18 protein-coding genes are annotated in these 22,159 nt (G+C 39.7%); 5 read left to right on the plus strand and 13 right to left on the minus strand.

Going from position 1 to position 22,159, the window contains the following annotated elements; translation table 11 throughout:
• Positions 1 to 271 precede the first annotated feature (271 nt).
• Both FTU38_RS07480 and FTU38_RS07485 read right to left on the minus strand, forming a co-directional pair.
• Positions 272 to 802, minus strand: coding sequence for a YaeQ family protein (locus FTU38_RS07480; RefSeq protein WP_180041946.1), 531 nt, complete (start codon positions 800 to 802; stop codon positions 272 to 274).
• A gap of 65 nt (positions 803 to 867) precedes the next feature.
• On the minus strand, positions 868 to 1,881 hold the full coding sequence (locus FTU38_RS07485; protein WP_180110904.1) for a GTP-binding protein: 1,014 nt from the start codon (positions 1,879 to 1,881) through the stop codon (positions 868 to 870).
• 568 nt (positions 1,882 to 2,449) lie between these two features.
• Between FTU38_RS07485 and FTU38_RS07490 the strand changes: the two genes are divergently transcribed.
• The 3 genes from FTU38_RS07490 (at position 2,450) to FTU38_RS07500 (ending at position 5,422) form a co-directional block, all read left to right on the plus strand.
• Complete coding sequence (locus tag FTU38_RS07490) at positions 2,450 to 2,671, plus strand: hypothetical protein (protein ID WP_078191424.1); 222 nt, start codon at positions 2,450 to 2,452, stop codon at positions 2,669 to 2,671.
• 343 nt (positions 2,672 to 3,014) lie between these two features.
• Entirely contained in the window at positions 3,015 to 4,619 is a 1,605-nt protein-coding gene (locus FTU38_RS07495) for a bifunctional 3-(3-hydroxy-phenyl)propionate/3-hydroxycinnamic acid hydroxylase (protein ID WP_180110905.1), read from the plus strand.
• A 299-nt stretch (positions 4,620 to 4,918) separates the two neighbouring features.
• On the plus strand, positions 4,919 to 5,422 hold the full coding sequence (locus FTU38_RS07500; RefSeq protein ID WP_180110906.1) for a hypothetical protein: 504 nt from the start codon (positions 4,919 to 4,921) through the stop codon (positions 5,420 to 5,422).
• A 174-nt stretch (positions 5,423 to 5,596) separates the two neighbouring features.
• Here the strand turns inward: FTU38_RS07500 and FTU38_RS07505 are convergent, their stop codons facing one another.
• A complete protein-coding gene (locus FTU38_RS07505) occupies positions 5,597 to 6,205 on the minus strand; it encodes a glutathione S-transferase family protein (protein ID WP_180074127.1) in 609 nt (202 codons plus the stop codon).
• Between the two features lie 215 nt (positions 6,206 to 6,420).
• Here FTU38_RS07505 and FTU38_RS07510 point away from each other — a divergent pair, with 215 nt between their 5' ends.
• Positions 6,421 to 7,329: a DUF4349 domain-containing protein gene (locus tag FTU38_RS07510; RefSeq protein ID WP_180110907.1), complete on the plus strand. Its 909-nt coding sequence runs from the start codon at positions 6,421 to 6,423 to the stop codon at positions 7,327 to 7,329.
• A gap of 465 nt (positions 7,330 to 7,794) precedes the next feature.
• Here FTU38_RS07510 and FTU38_RS07515 read toward each other — a convergent pair whose 3' ends face one another.
• From FTU38_RS07515 to FTU38_RS07560, 10 genes are all read right to left on the minus strand, one after another.
• Positions 7,795 to 8,688, minus strand: a complete 894-nt coding sequence (locus FTU38_RS07515; protein WP_078191428.1) for a LysR substrate-binding domain-containing protein — start codon at positions 8,686 to 8,688, stop codon at positions 7,795 to 7,797.
• Positions 8,688 to 9,893, minus strand: a complete 1,206-nt coding sequence (locus FTU38_RS07520) for an MFS transporter (RefSeq protein WP_180110908.1) — start codon at positions 9,891 to 9,893, stop codon at positions 8,688 to 8,690. The genes FTU38_RS07515 and FTU38_RS07520 overlap by 1 nt, the downstream gene beginning before the upstream one ends.
• Positions 9,890 to 10,486: a TetR/AcrR family transcriptional regulator gene (locus FTU38_RS07525; RefSeq protein ID WP_180063249.1), complete on the minus strand. Its 597-nt coding sequence runs from the start codon at positions 10,484 to 10,486 to the stop codon at positions 9,890 to 9,892. Before FTU38_RS07525 ends, FTU38_RS07520 begins: the two co-directional genes overlap by 4 nt.
• Before the next feature lie 197 nt (positions 10,487 to 10,683).
• Entirely contained in the window at positions 10,684 to 11,205 is a 522-nt protein-coding gene (locus FTU38_RS07530; RefSeq protein WP_078191431.1) for an acyl-CoA thioesterase, read from the minus strand.
• A 283-nt stretch (positions 11,206 to 11,488) separates the two neighbouring features.
• Complete coding sequence (locus tag FTU38_RS07535) at positions 11,489 to 11,665, minus strand: hypothetical protein (RefSeq protein ID WP_171263721.1); 177 nt, start codon at positions 11,663 to 11,665, stop codon at positions 11,489 to 11,491.
• A gap of 386 nt (positions 11,666 to 12,051) precedes the next feature.
• Positions 12,052 to 13,044 carry a patatin-like phospholipase family protein gene (locus FTU38_RS07540; protein ID WP_180009823.1) on the minus strand — a complete coding sequence of 331 codons (993 nt, stop codon included), beginning with the start codon at positions 13,042 to 13,044 and terminating at the stop codon, positions 12,052 to 12,054.
• 242 nt (positions 13,045 to 13,286) lie between these two features.
• On the minus strand, positions 13,287 to 14,762 hold the full coding sequence (locus tag FTU38_RS07545) for a sodium:alanine symporter family protein (RefSeq protein ID WP_180063250.1): 1,476 nt from the start codon (positions 14,760 to 14,762) through the stop codon (positions 13,287 to 13,289).
• A 59-nt stretch (positions 14,763 to 14,821) separates the two neighbouring features.
• Complete coding sequence (gltS, locus tag FTU38_RS07550) at positions 14,822 to 16,063, minus strand: sodium/glutamate symporter (protein ID WP_180109083.1); 1,242 nt, start codon at positions 16,061 to 16,063, stop codon at positions 14,822 to 14,824.
• Between the two features lie 631 nt (positions 16,064 to 16,694).
• Positions 16,695 to 17,975, minus strand: a complete 1,281-nt coding sequence (locus tag FTU38_RS07555; protein ID WP_180109084.1) for a DcaP family trimeric outer membrane transporter — start codon at positions 17,973 to 17,975, stop codon at positions 16,695 to 16,697.
• A 644-nt stretch (positions 17,976 to 18,619) separates the two neighbouring features.
• Positions 18,620 to 19,822 carry a multidrug effflux MFS transporter gene (locus FTU38_RS07560; RefSeq protein ID WP_180110909.1) on the minus strand — a complete coding sequence of 401 codons (1,203 nt, stop codon included), beginning with the start codon at positions 19,820 to 19,822 and terminating at the stop codon, positions 18,620 to 18,622.
• 135 nt (positions 19,823 to 19,957) lie between these two features.
• On the opposite strand from FTU38_RS07560, the gene yccS reads away from it, so the two are divergent.
• Entirely contained in the window at positions 19,958 to 22,126 is a 2,169-nt protein-coding gene (gene yccS / locus FTU38_RS07565; protein WP_078191437.1) for a YccS family putative transporter, read from the plus strand.
• Positions 22,127 to 22,159 lie beyond the last annotated feature (33 nt).

Consider the following 22,159-nt stretch of genomic DNA (forward strand, 5'->3'; position numbering starts at 1 on the left):
CTCTAAAAGTTTGAACGTTCATTGAATGAAGACGTTTATGCGGTAAAAACAACGCTATTTACAATGATAATAAAGAGGATTCATCCATGAGCATTACATAAATTGAGGCCTGGAAATTTTCCCCAAATTAGATTTTTATGATGGTTTTAGATCGACTGAGTTTCAAATCAACTTTTAAATCAACAGAATAGTATTCACTAAAAAATTGTTATATATAAGGATGCAAGCCTAAACTCACACCCATCATGAAGAGTTAAATCAAATGATAAACTTATTGCAATTGTGTCCATTCAATAACAGCTTGAGCTTTATCACCTATCAAAGTCCATTCGCCGTCCATTACGTTTAATTGTAAAGACATGGTTCGTTCGGATAACTCTTGAATGGCAGCTGTACTCGCTTCAGATAATTGCCAAATCTCAACATTCTTCAGTGTTTTCAATTTGCTGTTGCGTTTATACCATTCATCTACTGATGAACCATAAGTAATCACAGCAACGTTTGGGCAACGTGCACTGGCTTTTTTGACTTTGTCTTCGTCAGGACAGCCAACTTCAATCCATTTCACCAATTGGCCTGTTAAATCTTTTTCCCACAGCGCTGGTTCATCTGTTTCGAAAAGATCTTTGGTAAATTCTAATGCTTCGTCAGCATAGCGTGCATATGCCAAGACACGTACCATCAAACGTTCAATCGTTTCAGAAGGATGCAAAGCCATCGTCAATTGATAATCACCATATTGGTGTACATCCATATTGGCAATGTTCAAATCTGCTTTATAAATTGTAGCTTTTAGCGCCATGTGAAAGTCCTCAAATTTGGCGCCTAGCATATAAGATTTAGCAAGCTTTTGCTGCGCTGATTTACTTATTTCTCCGCTTTATCGGCATCAATCCGGCACTGCATTAATCGATCTTCAAATTCGAGCCATTCACGTTCAGTTTGGTAAATAATTTCGACACGATTATCGATACTTTCCTCGCTCGACTGATAATTAAACTGATCAGGATTAAAGTTAAAGGTTTTCCAACCTTGGTCTGTCTGAAAAATACCTTTGATCCGTAGCCAATCTTGCTGCTCACAGAGTAAATCTAACAGCTCAAAAAAGTCGAAAATCCATCGTTTTGGGAGTTTCCAACCTGCGACACTATAGCCCTGAGCGGATTCAACATAATGATAAGGCAACTGTTTAATTTCTGTGGGTACATCGACCACCGTTTGCTTTTGCATCGCCAATAAAGGCTGAATTTTACGCGGACTTCCCACATAGGCAAGATCAATATTTGTCAGTTTTAAATCACCTTTGACAACATTGATCCATTGCTGCTGATACGGTAAATACGCTAGTTTCAGTCGTTCTAAACCAGCTTGATCGGCATCACTCATACAATCAACATGAGACACCACAACGATTTGTGCCACTTTGAGTTGATCGGCATACAGGTTTTGCGAAGTCCACTCTTGATCATGTAAGCGTGAGCCATCGACCACGGTCACCAATGCTCGCATAGCTAAATGCGGATGCCAATGTGGCTCAGTCAATTGCTCCAAAAGTTGTCCCGGATGCCCCAAACCTGTCGGCTCAATAAACAGTCGGTCGGGTTTCACCTCTGACAATAACCGTGACAACGCAATTTGCATCGGCAGTTGGCTGCTACAACATAGACATCCACCCAATAATTCCTTCACCGCAAAGCCCTGATCTTGCGGCAACATCTGTTGATCGACCCCGATTTGCCCAAACTCATTCATCAGTACGGCCCAAGTTTCGCCCGCTGGCTTTTGCTTTAATAACTGCTGTAAAACTGTGGTTTTACCCGCACCTAAAAAGCCAGAAATAATATGAACCGGAATCGCACCGTGGGTAGAAACTAATTTCAAAAGTGAGTCACTCAAATAAATAGCCAATGATTGATGGCCTTTACCATAATGATTTCAAAAAAATGCTGCAAGCCTAGTCTTCATTTCTCCGTCTTCATTTTCCTAAAGCATAGATCAGCCTAGTATCCGAGGCATTGAATGATGATCTGGCTGTTAAACAGCCTATTTATTCCATTTGCATGAATGCATGACATATCTGGTCACATTTTATTGGCAAAGTTAACTCTTATATTTAAAAAAATAGCCATATCGAAAAGAATCCTTACATTTGGATTTTAGTGAAAATTCTGGATTCAGCTTAATTACGACTTCAATGTAATCATCATGTAAACAATGAATGAATCATGAAGTCGATTTGGTCATTTTTTCTTGCAAAGTTAAATGAAGATTCCGATATTTTTTTACATTTAAAACACAGGATGGACGGTTATGTATTCATCCAGTTAACCAGTCTGTTTCACTTTGTTGCTCGCATTGATCACTCGGTTTTCTCAATTTAGCATGAGTTCTCTCCTGATGGACGTGATGATCTTTTCAGGACTTACTAAAATATATAAGGATGCTCAAAATGAAATTAACTCAAATTTTACTTGCTTCTACTCTAGCTGCTGCAGCTGCAACAAGTTTTGCTGCAAGCAAAGATAAACAAGAAGCACCTGAACAGGAAAAAGTAGTGGTTAGCACTCAAGAACAGCCAGCGACTGAAACAACTGCTGCTGAAGGTACTGCTGCTCAACCTGCTTCAGAAGCCAATGCTGAAGGTTCTGCACCAGCTCAACCTGCTCAGTAATAGACGGATAGCGTACTCCACACGCTAAATTCATTTAGTCTGCTGCTCAACATTTATCCCTCACTAATAGAATGTTGTGCTAAATGAATTAAAGTCGCCGGATCATTGAAAAATGGTTCGGCTTTTTTATGCTCAAAGCTACTAATTGATAGATTTTAATGATCGATAAATCATTCAAAATGATTGATGATTTTCATATAAATAAATATATATCATTTACTTAAAATAAAACCCTGCAAAAAACACGACAATTCGATTCATCGTTTCGACTTATGCCTAGCTTGTTGAAAGCCTTGCTTTAGAACTTAATAGTGGCATATGTGAAGTGATTGGATGTTTACGCATGAGCAATAAAGCAAATTACACAACGGAAGTTGCCATTCTGGGCGCAGGTCCTGTCGGCTTAACCATTGCAAACTACTTAAGTAAGCAAGGTGTCAAAGTCACTGTGATTGAACAACTGGACAGCCTGATTGACTACCCACGTGCGATTGGTATTGATGATGAATCATTACGTACCATCCAATCATTAGGTTTAGTGGATCAAGTATTACCACATACAACACCGAACCACGCGATGCGTTTCTTAACCCCTAAAGGTCGTTGTTTCGCTGACATTCAACCGCTCACTCGTGAATTTGGTTTCTCACGTCGTAATGCCTTTATTCAACCGCAAGTCGATAATGTACTACTACAAGGTTTAAAACAGTACGAAACCACAAATGTTTTATTCTCTCGTCAATTGTCTGATTTTAGCCAAGATGCCAATGGTGTAACGCTAAATATTCAAAATAAAGACGGTGAAGCTGAAAAAATTCAAGCGCAGTATTTGATTGCTTGTGATGGTGGCAACTCAGTGGTCCGTCGTACCCTCAACATCGGCTTCGATGGTAAAACTGCACCGAACCAATGGATCGTGATCGACATCAATAATGACCCACTTGCAACGCCACACATTTACCTATGCTGTGACCCTGTGCGTCCTTATGTATCTGCTGCTCTTCCACACGGTATTCGTCGTTTCGAATTTATGGTGATGCCTGGTGAAACTCAAGAAGAATTAAGCAAACCTGAAAACATTGCCAAACTATTGTCGAAAGTACTTCCAACGACCGACGGTATTGAAGTGATTCGTCAGCGTGTTTATACCCACAATGCCCGTATTGCAGATAAATTCCGTGTAGACCGTATTTTACTTGCAGGCGATGCTGCGCACATCATGCCAGTTTGGCAAGGTCAAGGCTATAACAGTGGTATGCGTGATGCGTTCAACCTTGCGTGGAAAGTTGCAATGGTTGTACAAGGCAAAGCTGGCCTTGCGCTTTTAGATACGTACCAAGTTGAACGTAAAGATCATGCAAAAGCAATGATTGATCTTTCTGTAATGGCGGGTCATGTCCTTGCGCCACCAAAAAAATGGCAAGGTTTCGTGCGTGATGGTATCGCGTATGCGCTCAATTACATCAAACCGATCAAACAATATCTATTGGAAATGCGCTTCAAGCCAATGCCGAAGTACAACGGTGGTGCATTGATCAATAACGGTGTTAAAGATTCACCTGTGGGTAAAATGTTCATTCAACCATATGTTCAACTTGAATCTGGTGAGAAAGTCCTACTCGATGAAGTCATCGGTAACGACTTTGCAATCATTGCTTGGGGCGTCGATCCGAAATGGGGCCTGTCAGATGCGACCATGAAAAAATGGCAAAAATTGGGCGTTAAATTTATCCAAGTATTGCCTGCTGTTCAGCTTAGCAATGAAAATCGCACCAAGTACGACAATGTGATTACGATTGGTGATATTGGTACCGATATTCGTGGTTGGTTTGGTAAAACCACTGAATCTGTTACGATTCTTCGCCCAGACCGTTTTGTTGCAGCGATTGCAATTCCACAAACTTTAGACAGCGTGAGCCAACAATTGTTTGCAAAATTGCATGCTTAATAATCCAAATAGATCTGCAAGAATTAAAAATCACCATGCATAAAGCATGGTGATTTTTTTCTATAATCACTATAAACATCAGATGCTATAATCGTTCAATACATAATTATAAGCTTCGCAAAATGCAAAAAAGATTTCAGAAATTATTCATTTATAGTTTGTTAGGTTTTATTTTTATCTGTTCACTCATTTTCGTAGAGATACATCATTTTCATGCCAATAGTTGGTTACCTATTTTCGTTTTTTGCCTCTGTTTTCTTATTTCTTTGAATTGCTATTTATTAGGCTTAGAAAAAGATGTGAACAAAAACGAAGAATCTAATTTTTTGTCCTTCCATTTATACATTTCATTTTTTTATGCAGTTATTGCCAGCTTTTTTCTCACCACAGTGATTCTTGCTTTATTTGCATTACAAACTCAATATTTTGGTCAAGATAAAAATATCATTCTAAAAGGCCAAGTCTATTCACCCACATTTACACTAGAAAAGAAGCCCTGCCGAACTCGCCTTAAATTTCCCGAAAGTGGTTGGTCTACCTTCGCGTATCTCTGTCTAGATACCAAGAAACATAACTTTTCTGGTTATTACAAACTCCATTTGAAAACCAGTTTCGCAGGGGCTGCGGTTCAAGATTATGATTGGATTGATGATCAATTAACATATCAGCAGCATCGTGCCTTAGATATGGATCCACATCAAAAAAGACTGCTTGAAATATATGCCAAACTTGAAAGAGATTTAGGCCCACCTCTATCTGATGATGAAGCCCATGATTTTTTAAATAGAACCAACAATGATTGAGTCTATTTAATTTAGCTCAACATTTGCCATACATTATCTAGGCAATAATTAAAATCGCTTTACCATCTTAGTGATTGATATTTAAAACTCTTTCTTTGTAGTTCCAAAGAAAGAGTTACATGATTAGACATATAGCAACGCCACGTTCAGCCAACAATCAAATAAGCATCCAAGTTAAACCGACTGAAACCAATGCACATTTTTTACCGATTCACGTTGCTGAATCTGCTGAATAAAAGGTTTAAATTCATCTAAATATGGCAATATTTTGAATGAAATTGCATACACCATCCAATAAGCTAAATACAAATCTGCTGCGCTAATTTTATCCCCCAACAGATATGGCTGTGCCTGCGCAAGCCCTGTTTTAATAAAATCTAAAAGTATTTTTTCATTACCAAAACTCAAACTGCCACGTTTTTCATCCATCAACTCAGTACTAATGCCGACATTTTTCATGTCCATATATTCAGTCAGCGGACCATGACAAAAAAACATCCATTTCAAATATTCACCCCGTTTTGGATCATCCAATGCGGGTGCTAAACCTTTGTCACTGAATTTATCGGCTAAATAGCTAAAGATGGCTGCAGTTTCACTGATCACAGCAGTACCATCGACCAAGCAGGGAACTTTGCCCATGGGATTAATCTTGAGATATGCCGCTTGATGCATCTCTTCATATGGCACTTCAATAATGTCAACTTCTGACTCGATGTCTAATTCTTTTAATAAAGGCAGAATGGTATTACTGCGTGAGCGTGGATTGCTGTAGAGTTTCATTGCTGGGTTCATTGTAGATATCCTTATTTTCATCCTTGTTGTTCTGTCTATTACTATACGCGGCTTTATGTAGAATTATGTTGCGTTCATCCGTGCTTTAAACACTTTCCGATACAATACGCCCGACTAATAATTACGCTAAATTTGAATTTATATTTAAAGCAAAAAGTATTTACTCCGACTTTCTGATAATCAAACAATTGAGCTCTACATCGATGAAAAATAAATATTTAATTGCCATGTTTACGGTGATTTTAATTTCAGGCTGTTCCAAGAAAACCGAAGAAATGGCAACTGAAGCCAGCGCAGATGCACAACCTGCTCAAGTCAGTACACAGCAAGATCAAGCAGCGGAAAGCACTTCCAATGAGCCGTCTACCACGCCTGCAACAACACAAAAACCTGAAACTATTTTAAATGAGCAGGTCAACCCAGCCGAAGCCTCTCGTAAAATGGTTCGAGAAGCCAATGTCAGTTTTGAGTCGAAAGATGTGGTTAAAACGGCCTTAGAAATTGAAAAACTGACGCTAAGTTTAGGCGGCTTTATTGAACAGAAAAATATCGACTTTATGGTGCAAGAGAGTCAATCCTACCCGATTGCTGACGGCAAAATTAAAATCTTTGAAAAAATAAATCCGCAAGCGGAAATGATCATTCGTGTGCCAAGTGAAAAAGCTGCACATTTCGTTAATCAACTGTTGCCCCTTATGCATTTTTTGAACCGTCAGCAATATTCGGCAAAACGCTATGAGCTAAAACTACTCGAAGAAAAAATGTCGCAAACAACGGTCGTGCCAGACCATGTAGCAGCAGCGCAAGTCAATGAAATCTCACGCCTGACTCGCTTAGAAGTTCAAGATCGTGTCCGCTATAGCACGATTGTGATTGGCTTTACTCAACCTGCCACTGTCCGTGAACATATCGATATTAACCTTGATGCTGTTGCGCAGTTAAATGGCGATAGTTTCTGGCAAAGAGCGTGGTATGGTATTCAAAAAGGTTGGCAATTTGTGTTGAACCTACTGGTTATTCTCATTACGATTTGGCCACTCTATCTGATTATACTCATCGGTTTGATTGCCTACCGCGTGATGAAACCCTATTTACAAAAATGGTTTAAATAAATCAGAGTGACAAAGGCTATGTATCATTGAGTCTTTGATTAAAAATACGATAAATAAAAAAATCCCGAAGCGCTTAATTCGGGATTTTTTATTTAACTGATGTTACACACGTAAAAGTAATTTCGCATTTTTAATATGCTTTTTAAGTCTATTCGACGGAGTCTTATATCTAGGGATTGAATAAAGGGATTAGCCTTCGGCTAGAGGTACTTTTGTTTCGGCAAAATGAGAAGCGAAGCTTCGCAAGGAAACCATCTTGCGGAGCAATGCTCCTCACCGCAAAACTCGTTCACTACCGTCAAATTATTCAGAGTATCGCAAAAACTTTTTTGATTAGAAGTTGTCCTGCCTCAAACACTTGCGGATGACCTTACCGCGTATCGTACTTTATATTTGAATCAAATTGCGCTTCTGATGTTATTGCGTAACATCAGTTATTTAGATCTTACGGCAATATGTAAAAGCTTAGAAAAAGCCCATATAGAACTGCTCTTTTAAGACTTTTAAAATCAATTCGATTGCATCATTTTTACGATCTTTTCGATAGCTCGCATACAAACCAATGGTCGGCAAAGGTTCAACCGTACTTTTAACCAATATTTTATCACCGAGCAATGGAATGACATAAGACGGTACCAAACTCCACCCCACGCCCATACCGACCAAATTGACATTTAACAAAATATTGGTCGAATGCTGTACCAAGTTCACATTCAGTTTATTTTGCTTAAAGAAATCTTGAATAATTCGGTATAGCTCAGGTGATGAATGTTCATCACTAATAATAAAATCCTGATTATTCATGTTTTTAATGCTAATGTGCCGCTGTTCTGCCACAGGCGAATTTTTCGGTACAATCAGCGCCAAAGGCTCAGTAAAAATCTGAACAGATTCTATATCAGGGCTTTCTTCGACATAACGGGTAAAGGCAATATCAATTTCCCCTTTACGCACTGCACTGATCTGATCGACATCCATTAAACTATGAAAATGAATTTTTAACTCAGGAAACTGAGCACGGATATTCGGCATGATATAAGGAAAGACCTTCATTTCAGCCACAGGAACAAAGCCGATATTCAGTTGTTCTTTACTGAGCTGCGCAATTTGACGCGCATCTATCATGGCTTTTTCAGCATGTTCTAAACTCAAACGCGCTTCTTTTAAAAAGGCCTGACCTTCTGCAGTCAACTCAACTTTTCGGTTGGTTCGCATCAATAATTGCACCCCAACTTCCTGTTCTAAGTCTTTAATTTGCTGACTTAAAGAAGGTTGCACAGTACACATTCGCTGCGCAGCCTTGGTAAAATTTAGCTCTTCGGCAACCGCAACAAAATATCGTAGATGTCGTAATTCCATTATTCAGCTCCTAAAGCACTGCGTTTAAATTGGTTTGCCACGAATAGACGATACATCCACAAAGTGAACAGCACCATCACTGCACAAAATAAATAGGTTGCCTGAAATCCAAAGTATGCAATCAGCACACCCATAATGACCGAACCGACAGCAAGGCCAATATCAAACAAGGCAAAAAAGGTGGATATTGCATGTCCCATTCGGGCTTTTTCTACCGTTTGAATCGCGACCGTTTGCAGGCATGGGAACACTGAACCGTAGCCGATGCCCATAAAAACTGCCGATATCCAAAGCAGCCATTGATTCGTGAGAAAACTAACAATCACCAAACCAAGGGCAAAGCAAATAAAGGATGGATAGATGACTGCGCTCGGGCCTTTACGATCATAAACTTTGCCAACCCAAGGACGGACGATCAACATCGATACGGCAAAGACAATAAAAAAGATAGTGGTATAAGCAAGTAAATGCTTCAGTTCAGCATAAGCAGTGATAAAACTCATCACACTCGAATATGCAAATGCGGTCAGCAATGCCACAAAACTGATGGCAAGTACCCGTGTTTCGATCACATCACGCCATTGGATGGCTGCGGATTGGCTCGCTTGATCACTTGATTTAAGCTGTACGTGTTCTTGTATTTGAACTAACCACGTAAAAATATAGCCCACTGCAACCAAGAAGGCTAATACTGCAAATAAGGTACTAAAACTGCTGAATTGAATCATACTCAGCGCTAAAAATGGCCCGATCACCACGCCTAAGTTGGTCGACATGACAAAGTAACCCATGCCTTCGCCTTTTCGGTGATCTGGGATGTAATCATTTACGATGGGAACATTGACCGTGGTTAATATACTGAACCAAAAACCATGTAAAAAACGAATGACCAACAACGACCACATGCTGTCAATCCACAAATAACTCAGCGCAAAAACGACAAAAATAAAGCCTGAAATACGCACAGAATTGGCTTTACCAAAACGCTCAACAATCATGCCGGAAAAGGGACGAATCGCAATGGATGACACTAAAAATAAGGTCAAAGCCATACCCGCTTGCTGAATCGTACCACCCAATTCTTTCATAATATAAATGGGCAATATGGTCAGCAGCGCAAAGTAATAGCTAAATAAAAACAAGTTATTACACAAACAAAAAACAAAAGACTTGTTCCATAGTGATGCATGATTTTGATGGATCATGATGTCCTTGCCTCACCACCATGTGTGGCTTCTGATTCAATCAGAATCGGCTTAAGCGCCAACTGCACCAGTCGCTTGATATAGTCTTCATCTGGCTGAGTATTAAAGAAAATGATCTGATAATGAATCGGGCCATACAACATATCTAACATCAGCTCAAAAGGATAATCCGCTCGAATTTCTCCACGTTGAATGGCCAATTGAATCAGCTCACGTGTCGCTTCGCGTCGAGGTAACAAATACTGTTTAAAAAACTCACCCGCTGCTTCACGATGCTCCGCCAAAACGACCAGCAATGCTCGACCCACATGCTGATTTAAAGCCCGTGATAGTTTGAGCAATTGTTGATTTAGATTGAACTCTAAACTTTGTGATAAATCGAGCTCAAACACCGACGCGGTGTGCGCTTTAAAAGCATCGAAAACCAGATCGGACTTATGCTTCCACCAACGGTAAATCGTCGATTTTCCCACGCCTGCGCGAGCCGCAATATCTTCAATGGTCATGCTTCGATAATCACTTTCCGCCAAAGCATCTGTGACCGCTTGTAAGATACATTGCTTACGCCGAGAAGTTTTTTCAGTTTCACTCATAATTTAAAAAACGAAACGATACGTATCGTTTTATATTAAACAGTATTGGACTGAATGACTATCTTTAACTGAGCTTTGAAGAATAAACTTTAGTCGCACACTCGGAATTAAAATCCTTACTGCACTATCCAAACAAATTTCAGATTAAAAAAAAGATCGCCTAAGCGATCTTTTCAAATATTCAGCCACCAAAGCGATTAGCTTTGTGTCGACTTTTTATAAATACTGCAAGAAGGATGATGATTTTCCTGTAAACGCGCCACTTTACGATGTTCCGCAGCTTCGAAGCGACAACGTTTCCAGTCATTATCTAGATTTAATGCCGGAATTTGTTTTGGTTTACCTTGATCATCAACAGCGACCATTGTGAAATAGCAACTATTGGTATGACGCACTGTACGTTTTTGAATGTTCTGCGCTTCAACACGAATACCAATTTCCATAGAAGTACGACCTACATGGTTCACACTTGCAAGGAAAGTCACTAACTCACCCACGTGAATCGGTTCTTTAAAATTTACTTTATCGACTGATAGTGTCACCACGTAGCTACCAGAATAGCGACTTGCACAAGCATACGCGACTTGGTCTAACAATTTTAGAATCGTTCCACCATGCACATTACCCGAAAAATTCGCCATGTCAGGAGTCATTAAAACTGACATCGATAATTCTGACTGGTCGTCTAGTGCATTCGCAATTTGATCTAATGGGGACATCTTGTTTCTCTAGACTCGTGATATAACAATGATTAATGTGATTATTATATAGATTTTAATCAAAATTAAATGTTCAAATCGGCAAAAAAACCATCATTATTATTTATAGTGATCATACCATCATTTAGTAAAATATATATCGATAACGATATACACCCGATAAACAAGTATTTATCGCGCTATCTATCAGTTTTTTTTTAATCCAAGCTATGCTGTGTTTTATATTTAAAACATATTCATTAAAACGCGTTGTTCATCGATTCAACATAGCACGGCATTAAACTTAATCTTCTAAGACTTTTAACATCTCGAAAGATACGTTGTCATAGCTGGTTTTTTGTCCACCATCATTGGTACTTTCTAGCGTGTAAGAATTATCTACATGTACATGAGTGACAATAAATACGTTATCTTCCATCATCGCAAGCTTTACTTTTTGTCCTACATCAAGCGTTTTCATCTACAGCCACCTTTAAAATATTTATTGGTTTTAAGTATTAATAACCTGATGATATTCTAAACACTTCAACAGTATTGGTAAACGTAAGCACATGAATAAAAACGCTAATATAGGTATATACTCTTAAAATCTACGTAAAACCAATTAATATGATTTTCTTAATTAATTTCAAATAATTAACTGTATATTTTCTTATCATTACGATTTTTATATTTGGCAAATCTTGTGATTAAGACCTAAAACCAATCAACATCCAATATATTAATGATTACTGGATACTATTGAGCATGGGAAAAGCTGAGAGCAAAAATTAAAATGCTTTGCTGAAATAAAAATGCACCCTGAGAGGTGAACAGGATGCATATCAATTTGCTGATCGTACCTGCCTAATCTTTGGCTGCTAAATAAGGAATATGATGCCCCTTGCTGTATTGATGTTCAGCATAAACCCGAGAAATCTCTCCAAGTTTTTCTAAGGTCGCCTCTTCACCTGCAAGCATCGTGGCTTCACGCCCTTTCACATCAAATATATGTGCTTTTTCACGTAAATCAGGTTGAATCACAATGTCTGCTCGCTTGAGCTCTTCTTGAGCTAAACGATTTTGCATAATATTGATATTTTGGTTAAACAAGCCCCATACATTCGACGTTTCGGTATGAATCGGTCGTGCCAAAATATCCACCGCAATAATAATATCTGCCCCTAAATCGCGTGCAACGTCCACAGGAACTGGACTGACCAAGCCACCATCAACATATTCAGTGTCTTCAATAATCGTTGGAATAAACATGCTCGGAATCGACACCGAAGCACGAACGGCCTGTCCCGTATTACCATAGTTGAACACGACTTTTTTGCCATCCTTTAACTCGGTTGCCACCACATACATTGGGGTTTTTAGCAACTCTAAAGGCACGTCATCAACTTGCTCATTAATATAATCTTCAACTTTTTTACCATCAAAAAAGCCTTTTTTGTCCAAGCGTATTTCTCGAACATCATTGGCTTTCATATTTAAGGCGATATCTCTTAACTCATTGGCACTTTTACCTGAAGCATAGATTGAACCCACAATGCTACCCGCACTGGTTCCAACAATAAAATCTGGGTGTATTCCCTGCTGTTCAAGTATTTGAATGGCGCCAATGTGTGCATAACCACGTGCCCCACCACTCCCTAAAACCAAAGCAACAATCGGACGCTTTTCCTGCTTTTTCACTTTTTTAAAGTCAATGCGGTTATTCGCCACTTGAGCAGGTGCTGCTGTATAAGTTCGAATTTGTGATGTTGTTTCAGCGCTGACCTTTTTTGAGCCCACACTTTGACAACCTACAAGGCTGATTGCGAATGCAGTCATCAAAACAGTTATGCTTTTCATTGAGAGATATTCCAAATGCAACTCGATATTTGAAGAGAAAAAGTAGTCTAATCAGTCCACATTCACGTCACTGTTATTATTCGTTAATGCCTCTGACCGATGCACATTATATTGACATACAACCTAGAAATTCATTGGCTGTCAAAATTTCAATGTCTAGCAGAATTTCCACATCAGGATTCAAGCCCTTATCTAGCAAAAAAAGCCCCGATAACGGAGCTTTTTAAAGTTAATTTTTGACTTTACCAAATATCGGAATTAACGCGATCCTTATATTTTGGATGTTCATCCATTTTAAATACTGGCTCTTTTACACCCCGTTTTAACTGTGAGGTGTAGTCTTTCATCAGCATCAATAAGAATGGCGTCAGCAATAAAATCGCAAAGAGGTTAATACTCGCCATTACGCCCATGAAGAGATCCGCTAAGTTCCAAATCAGTGGAACACTCATGATTGAGCCAAAGTACACCATCATGAGGACGACTACGCGGAATATAAACATGACCTTAGGATTGTTATTGATAAACTGCACATTACCTTCAGCATAAGCATAGTTACCGATTACTGAAGAATAAGCGAATAAGAACAAGATTATGGCAAGGAAGTCATCTCCCCATGCGCCAATCTGGCTTTCAAGCGCCATTTGCGTCAAAGCAACACCCTCAAAGCCTGCATTTTCATACAAGCCAGATGCCAAAATAATGATCGCCGTACAGGTACACACCACAAATGTATCGACAAAGACACCGAGCATCTGAACTAGGCCTTGATGGACCGGGTGTTTAACATCTGATGCTGCCGCAGCATTGGGTGCAGAGCCCATACCCGCTTCGTTTGAGAATAATCCACGTTTAATCCCCTGCATCATTGCCATAGAAACCATAGCACCGAAAAAACCACCTGCCGCAGCATCAAATTCAAAGGCTTTACTGAAAATTAACTGGAAAATATCTGGGAGAATCGCAAAGTTAGCAAATGCAACATAGAAAGCAACTGCGAGATAAAGCAACGCCATAAAGGGTACAAATCTTTCTGCAACTTTGGCGATTCGTTTAATCCCGCCAAAAATAATCAGCGCTGTTATAAAGACAAGGAATAACCCTACCCATGAAATTTCAAAACTAAAACTGCCCAAACTCAATACTAGATTGGCTTTATCCCAACCCCAAGCATGTGAAGTTGCACCCGTAATGGCATTGGCTTGTACTGCATTAAAGACAAAACCATAGGTTGAAATCAGCGCGATGGCAAAAACCACACCCAACCACTTTTGCTTTAAACCTTGTGTAATGTAATACGCTGGGCCACCACGGAATTGCTGATTTTGCGTATCACGCACTTTAAAGAGCTGTGCAAGTGAAGACTCCACAAATGCTGAACTCATGCCTAAAAATGCGGTAAACCACATCCAAAACACCGCACCCGGCCCACCAATCGCAATCGCAATTGCAACACCTGCGACATTACCTACGCCGACACGACTGGCCAGTCCCGTCACAAAGGCTTGGAATGGTGTAATCCCATGTTCATCATCGCCTTCTTTACGGCTAGATTTCATCACTTTAATACTATGAAAAAATAGACGAATCTGAACTGCGCCAGTGATTAAGGTATAGAAAATACCAACCGCCACTAAGAATACGACTAAGAAATCCCAAAGCGGATCATTAAAAACTTTGACCCAGCCCATGAGAGTTGCATTTAATTGTTCATCCATAATCAATACCTAAAATGCGAATACAAAAACAAAGGCTCTAAATTAGAGCCTTTGTAGAATTAAGCGAAAAATTTGAGAATTAATTGAATAACCGTCGCATTAATTAAGTCAACAAAGAATGCACCACATAGCGGTACAATTAAAAATGCCTTATGTGAAGGGCCATACATATTTGTAATCGCTTGCATATTTGCCACAGCCGTCGGCGTTGCACCCATACCAAAACCACAGTGACCTGCTGATAAAACAGCAGCATCATAGTTTTTACCCATGACACGGAAAGTCACAAAAGCAGCATACAAAGCCATCGTCAGCGTTTGTGCACCCAAAATGACTACAAGTGGGCCAGCGAGATCGGATAATTGCCATAACTTTAATGACAACAATGCCATCGCCAAATACAAAGATAGAGATGCATTACCAAATACATCGATAGCGCGGTCGAAAATTTGTACACGGAAAATACCTTCCAGTACATTTCGTAAAATTACGCCGCCAGCCAGTGCCCAAACAAATGTCGGTAATTCAAATACAGTACCTTTACTAAAACCTGTCATGAAGTCCGCAAATGCTAAACACCCTGCAAATAAACCTAATGTGGTAATTGCATTATCTGCTGTAATAAGACGAACTCGATGCGGATATTCAAACGGTACATATTCTGTTGAATTAATATCTGCTAAAGGCGTGTTATCACTTTTTTCAATTTGTTCATGAGTACGTGGCGTTGCAAGTTGATAGCGGTTAATTAATAGCTTAGCCAGTGGACCACCGATAATACCGCCAATAATCAAACCAAATGTCGCACTTGCCATACCTAAGGCTAACGCACCTTGAATGCCATGCTGAACTTCTAAAATTTCACCCCATGCACCAGCTGTACCATGACCACCTGTCAACGTAATTGAACCTGCAATCAAACCAATCAGTGGATCAATACCCAATAAAGTCGCAAGACTGATACCTACGAGGTTCTGCACCATGATGAATGAAGCAACAGCGACTATAAAGATGACCAAGCCGATTCCTCCCTCTTTTAATTTGGCAAAGTTTGCGCTTAAACCAATGGATGCAAAGAAAATCAGCATGAAACTCGTTTGTAATTCACTACTCGTTGTAATGCTATAGCCCCAAAGACTGTGCACTACTAAAGAAATAATCGCTGCAACTAAACCACCGGCAACAGGCTCTGGAATGTTATATCGGCCTAAAAAACCAATACGATTAACAAGAAACCGTCCCAACAAAAGCACAATTACCGCTGCGATTAAGGTATAAAACGCGTTAAAACTAAATTCCATATAATTTGTCCAAAATTATTTGAATATTTTTAAAGCTCTTCTATCAGCATTAGCTGCCTTTATGGTCTGAAATACAACTACATTTTGTAATTTCAAATCAATAATGCAATTCAACGACTCAAGCTAAAGAGTTTGAAAAATATTCATCATCTGATTCAAATAAGTAAGTCTGAGTTTTAAAAATCAACTCAAAATGACTAACAAATCGCTAAAAGTTTTAAATTGAGAAACAGCCTCAAATGAAGCAAATTCAATGACAGAACATTGTGTATGTCTGTACTGTTTCGCACTATTTCTGAAAAGTCGCACATTATGCAGCCTGAATAATAAAATTTCAGTACTTTTTATTACAAAAAGTTAATTTTTCTATAATTTAAAGTTATATCCAATTGTTTTTATTTAAATGCATTCGTATTTTTTATCTATATAAAATATTAAAGATTTGAACATGATGCTCATATAGGACGTGGTTCAACAACCTCTTTAACTAGCAGAACATCATTACTCAGGCGATTTAGTGAATCCATCTGCTTAGTGCTGTGGGTTAATTTGCGTTAAACGTCCTCTGTTTTAACAAAAAAAGCCTGAACTGAGTCAGGCTTTTTTGATCGATTAGAGTCGTTAGTTGAACTTAGAAGCTATATTTAGCCATTAAGCCAACGCGGTCATCGTTATAAGATTCACCCGCAAAATTTTTGCGTTTACCGTTTACATATTCCAAGCCAAGTTCAACTGGTTTTACAGGTGCGTAAATAAAGTTAATCCAAGCTTGCTGTGCTTCTTCGTTCGCATTTGAGTTAGATGCATCTTTCGCATACGCGCTGCCATCATCCGCAAATAGCGCGCCGTAAGCTAAAGTCGAACGTAGTTTTTCATTAAACTTATAAGTTGCACCCACTTGTACAGCAGTGAATTTGTTTTGCTCGATGTTGCCATCGACTACAGAGTAAGCCGAGTTAGAACCATATAAATAGTTACTGTTGCCTTCTGTATACGAAACATCACCATTCAATTTCAATTGATCAGTCACTGCATAAGATGCACCCGCTGCTACACCCCAAGCTGTTTCAGTATCATCCGCAGCTTTAGATTTGTAGTTTTCAACCAATGCACGAGCTGAAGCTGTGCCTTTACCTGCTGCAAAACCTTGAGTCACTTTGGCAGTTAAGTTTGGAAGGCGATATGTCGGATCTGCAGCAACAGTCCCTTTACTATCCCCTTCTTCCGCAGAAACAAATAATTGAGTATCTGGAGCTAATTTGTAGTTATAACGAACTTGAGGAATACGTGTAGTACCACCACCCAAGTTTGTATTGAAATCGATCATTTCTGGTGCATGACTAGATAAGAAGTTAGATGTCGTTTGACCAAATAACCAGTTGTTAAAGGTTAAGTAACCGTGACGTAAGCGAAGTCCATCATTTGAACCACTTGCATCTGCAAAGTCGACTTCAATTTTACCGCCCACTTTATTATCACCACCGACAGGTGCTGTAAAATCTAAACCAAAACGTGTGGTTTTTGCAGTTGCGCGAAGTTTATCTCGTGCTTCTTCTTTAGACGTATGTACGTTGTTGAAGTCGTTATCCGCACCTTCGATGATGTAGTTCGCATCACCACGAACAAAACCGTAAAGGCTTACATCTGCACCTGTTTTAGATTTTAAGCTTACAGCTGGAGTAGCTGGTGGCGGTGGTGGTGCAACAGGACGCGCTTTAACTTGCTGAATCTCTGTTTGTTGCTGTTGTTGAACTTGCTGCTGCGCTTTAATCAAACTTTTCAGTTCTGCAACTTCTGCACGTAATTGTTCAATTTCAGAAGTATTGCTGCCTGCATGAGCCATTGAGACCGTTGCCAAACTCATGGCAACAACAAGGGTTTTCATTGGGTGGAATACAGTTTGAGTTTTCATCCTAAGCTCTCTATTGTCCTGTCATTGTTGTATGCCCTAACTCTGGGCGCTTTGTTATTCGCCTATTTGAGCGGACAAATTTCAAGCTGCATATCCGTGCTTTAGTCGCATTAAAGTCCCAACTTGCAGCCCTTAATAACGAAATACTTGAAAGCAAAAAGCAAAAACGCTGAATCCATCACTGAAAATAGACTGAAATATTTAGTTAAAATTCAGACTTAGCCGATTCAGATGGCAAAAAAGCTCAACACCCATACCTTAAAGGTAAAAATCCATACTCTATAGGTATGTCATAAAAACGATAAAATCCGACACATTACCGATAGAGGCATTCGATAGATATTGATTCAGCATAAAGCACTGTGTTTAATGCAAATAATACTTATTTATCAGTTGCTCTATTTCATTCGAGTGGGACAACAGCGATCCACCGTTTCACTTTTTATTTTCAAGTGGATGATGGTTTAGAGATAAATTTCGAGCAAACAGCAATTGAGCTCAAGGTGCGATAAATAGCGCCCTCATTGAAAGTTATGAATGATGAACATTTATAATGAGTGACGCGGATATTTGATCAATAATACACGTACGTTGATGACCGACGTTTAAGTCAGACCTGCTAAACGTCATCACCTGCATTTAGTTCAACCCATGGCTGAAGCTTTTAAACTACGCATGGTGAACATTGCAACAACCACAAATAGCAGCATAATCAGAGCCATATTGATTAGCGCTGACCATACTAAAAAGTTCAAAAACACTCCGGCCAATAGACCACAGGCAAATTGCATACTTCCCATGATTGCACTGGCTGTGCCAGCTCGTGAGCCTTGTTCAGACATCGCCAATGCCATCGCATTTGGACCAGTGAAGCCGATTGAAGCAACACATAAGAACATGCCAAACATTACAACAATGATAGAGGAAAGATTATATAATCCTGCCGCCAATAAGATCAGCACACCACACAATTGAAGTGCATTACCCAATTGCAAACGATGGCGAACATCCAGTCGATTTGCAAGTTTCTTATTGAGGGTTGAAAACACCATAATCCCTAAAGCATTCGCCCCAAATACATAAGCAAATTGCTGTTGGCTCAGACCATAACCATCCATTAAAATGGCAGATGAGCCACTGATATAACAAAATAAAATTGCGCCAGAAAAACAGCCTGTGAGCATCGGTTTACGGAAAGTTTCGTCCTGTAAAATCGCACCATATAAACCTAAGACTTGCTTTAAACTTAAGTTTAAACGTCGCTCGACGGGTAGGGTTTCTTGAAAGAAAAAATGTACACAGAAAAGACAAAAAATACCGACAAGTACCAATACCGCAAATATGTATTGCCATTCAAACACCTGCAAAACCCATGCGCCTAAAGTAGGTGCAATGATTGGTGCAATTGTTGTCACGATCATCATACTCGCAAAGGCCTGAGCTGAAGCTTGCATACTTAAGCGATCACGAATTGCAGCACGAGCAATCACCACACCGACACACCCCCCCAAGGCTTGCAAAACACGAGCAGCGATCAAGCTCCATTCACTATTGGCAAAGACACACAGAAAACTGGCACAAATATATAAAACCAAACCGAAATATAGCGGTGTTTTACGCCCAATACGGTCGCTGACTGGCCCATAAATTAACTGCCCAATCGCCAAACCCAAGAAATACGCTGGAAGACTATTGGCCACTTGTTGTGTCGTGACACCAAAATCGTCAGCCATTTGAGGCAAAGCAGGCAAATACATATCGATTGAAAGTGGCCCCAAAGCAGTCAGTAACGCCAATAAGACGATCCAGCGTTGAGAAAATTCCTTTTGTGATTCGACGCTTTTCATAAGAATAATTCATTTATCGCAAGCAAGTTTTGCAGACAAGTTTACACTGCACATAGTATTATTTCTTGGCTTCAATGTGAAAATTCACACGATACACATTGCTTACTGCCCCATCGCTTTAGCAAAGGAAAAATTTTGAACGCCTGGCTCGCACGACTGAAACAAGCAACCTATAACACGACCTTTATGTATAACTTGCGCATGGTCATTGCCTTCGCAGGAACAGCCTTTGTCCCATATTTTTTAGATCAGCAATTGATGACCATTCCCCTCACCTTGGGTGTGGTTGCCGCAGGTCTAAGTGATATCGATGACCGCTTTTCAGTCCGCGTGCTCAATCAAATTTATACTTATATTGGGTTCTTTGTTACTGCGGTATCCATTTATCTGTTGTTCCCGCATCCGATTTTATTTGCATTGGGGCTGATCGTTTCTTGTATTGGTTGGATTCTTTTGGGTTCATTGGGTCGTCGCTATGCCACTATTTCTTATGGCTGTCTGGTGATCTCCGTGTATTCCATGCTAGGGGTCGAACTTTTTGAAAATTGGTATACACAAGCAGGTTTATTGGTCATCGGTGCGATGTGGTATGGACTGCTTTCGACTTTGAGCTTTCTACTGTTTCCTGTACGTCAAGTTCAGGACAAATTGGCGCAAAGCTATTCGTCCCTTGGTGACTTCTTATTTGCAAAATCTAACTTGTTCGATGTCGATATGACGCCGGAAAGTTATCAGCAAAGTTTGATTGAGCTATCGCTAGAAAATGGCAAATTAATTGGCATTTTCAACGATATGAAAACGGCCTTATTAACGCGTTTAAAAGGCGACCGTGGACAAAAAGATACGCGTCGTAGCCTGCAATATTATTTTGTCGCGCAAGACATTCATGAACGTGCCGATTCCGCACATATTGATTATCAAAAATTGACCCGTATTTTTGAACATAGTGATATTTTATTTCGCTTTCAACGCGTGCTCTCGATTCAAGGAAAAGCCTGTAAAGATTTGAGTATCAGCATCTTACAGCGAAAACCTTATCATCATAATCAACGCTTTAAACATGCATTCCACAATCTAAAACTGTCACTCGAAAAGCTGCGTGAAGAGCAAAAATATGATGAAGTTTGGATCAACTCTTTATTTGCTTTATACCAAAACCTAAAAGGCATAGATGCGCAATTACGTAACGTCGAAACCGAGCGTTATATTGACCGACAAGCCCTGATTGAAAATCGTTTAAAAGATGATGATTTAAAAGGTTGGGACGACATCGTCATTCGATTCAAACAACATTTGAGCCCAGAGTCCGTGCTGTTCCGTCATGCTGTACGTTTGTCGACCGTGTTATTTATTGGATATATTTTTGTCCAAGTCACCAATATCAGTTATGGCTATTGGATTTTATTGACCGCCCTGTTTGTCAGCCAGCCGAACTTTAACGCCACCAAGCGCCGCCTCTATTTACGTATCATTGGCACATTGGTCGGGATTATTCTAGGTTATGCGATTTTATATTTTGTCCCTTCTGTCGAAGGTCAGTTATTACTGCTCATTTTAAGTGGCGTGCTGTTTTTTGAATTACGTAGTAAGCAATATGCACAAGCCACTGCGTTTATTACGATTTTGGCGCTGATCAACTTTAACTTAGATGGCATGGGTTTTGCCGCAGCTATGCCGCGTATGATTGACACGCTCATTGGTTGTGCCTTGGCATGGTTTGGTGTGAGTTTCATTTTCCCAGATTGGAAATTCCGTCGCCTGCCTCGAACCATCAGCCGTTCGATTCAAGCGCAGTGTGATTATTTGGCCGAAGTGGTTGAACAATACAAATCTGGTCGTAATAACGGGTTGAATTATCGTGTGGTCCGTCGTGCAGCCCATAATACCGATGCAGAAGTGGCTTCACTGATTTCCACTTTAGCCACCGAACCCGATACCGATCCGACTCAAAAAGCTTTGGCCTTTGAGTTTTTGTGTCTCAATCATACCTTTATTAGTTATATCGCAGCCTTAGGTGCGCATCGTGAAAAAATTCAAGATCAACAAGTCTTAACCTTATTGGATAAAGCTACGGATGACATTCAAGGTGCATTACTACGTGACGAAGTACCGGACTTAACGGCGCAAAATATGTTGCAAGAAATCCGTCAGCGTTTGTCACAAAACAGTGAGGAAGATCAAAAATCCTTGATCGTGCTACAACAGCTTTCCTTGATGTTTAATGTGTTGAACCAATTTAGCCAATTGAAACAAAATCTAAGTCATGAGCATGATCAGGCATCGACTGAACTGGCTTCGCTATAATTTGGATGATTTTGGAACAATATACTCACTGAA

It is taken from the genome of Acinetobacter sp. YH12098 (assembly GCF_013419235.1).
GTDB lineage: Bacteria > Pseudomonadota > Gammaproteobacteria > Pseudomonadales > Moraxellaceae > Acinetobacter > Acinetobacter amyesii.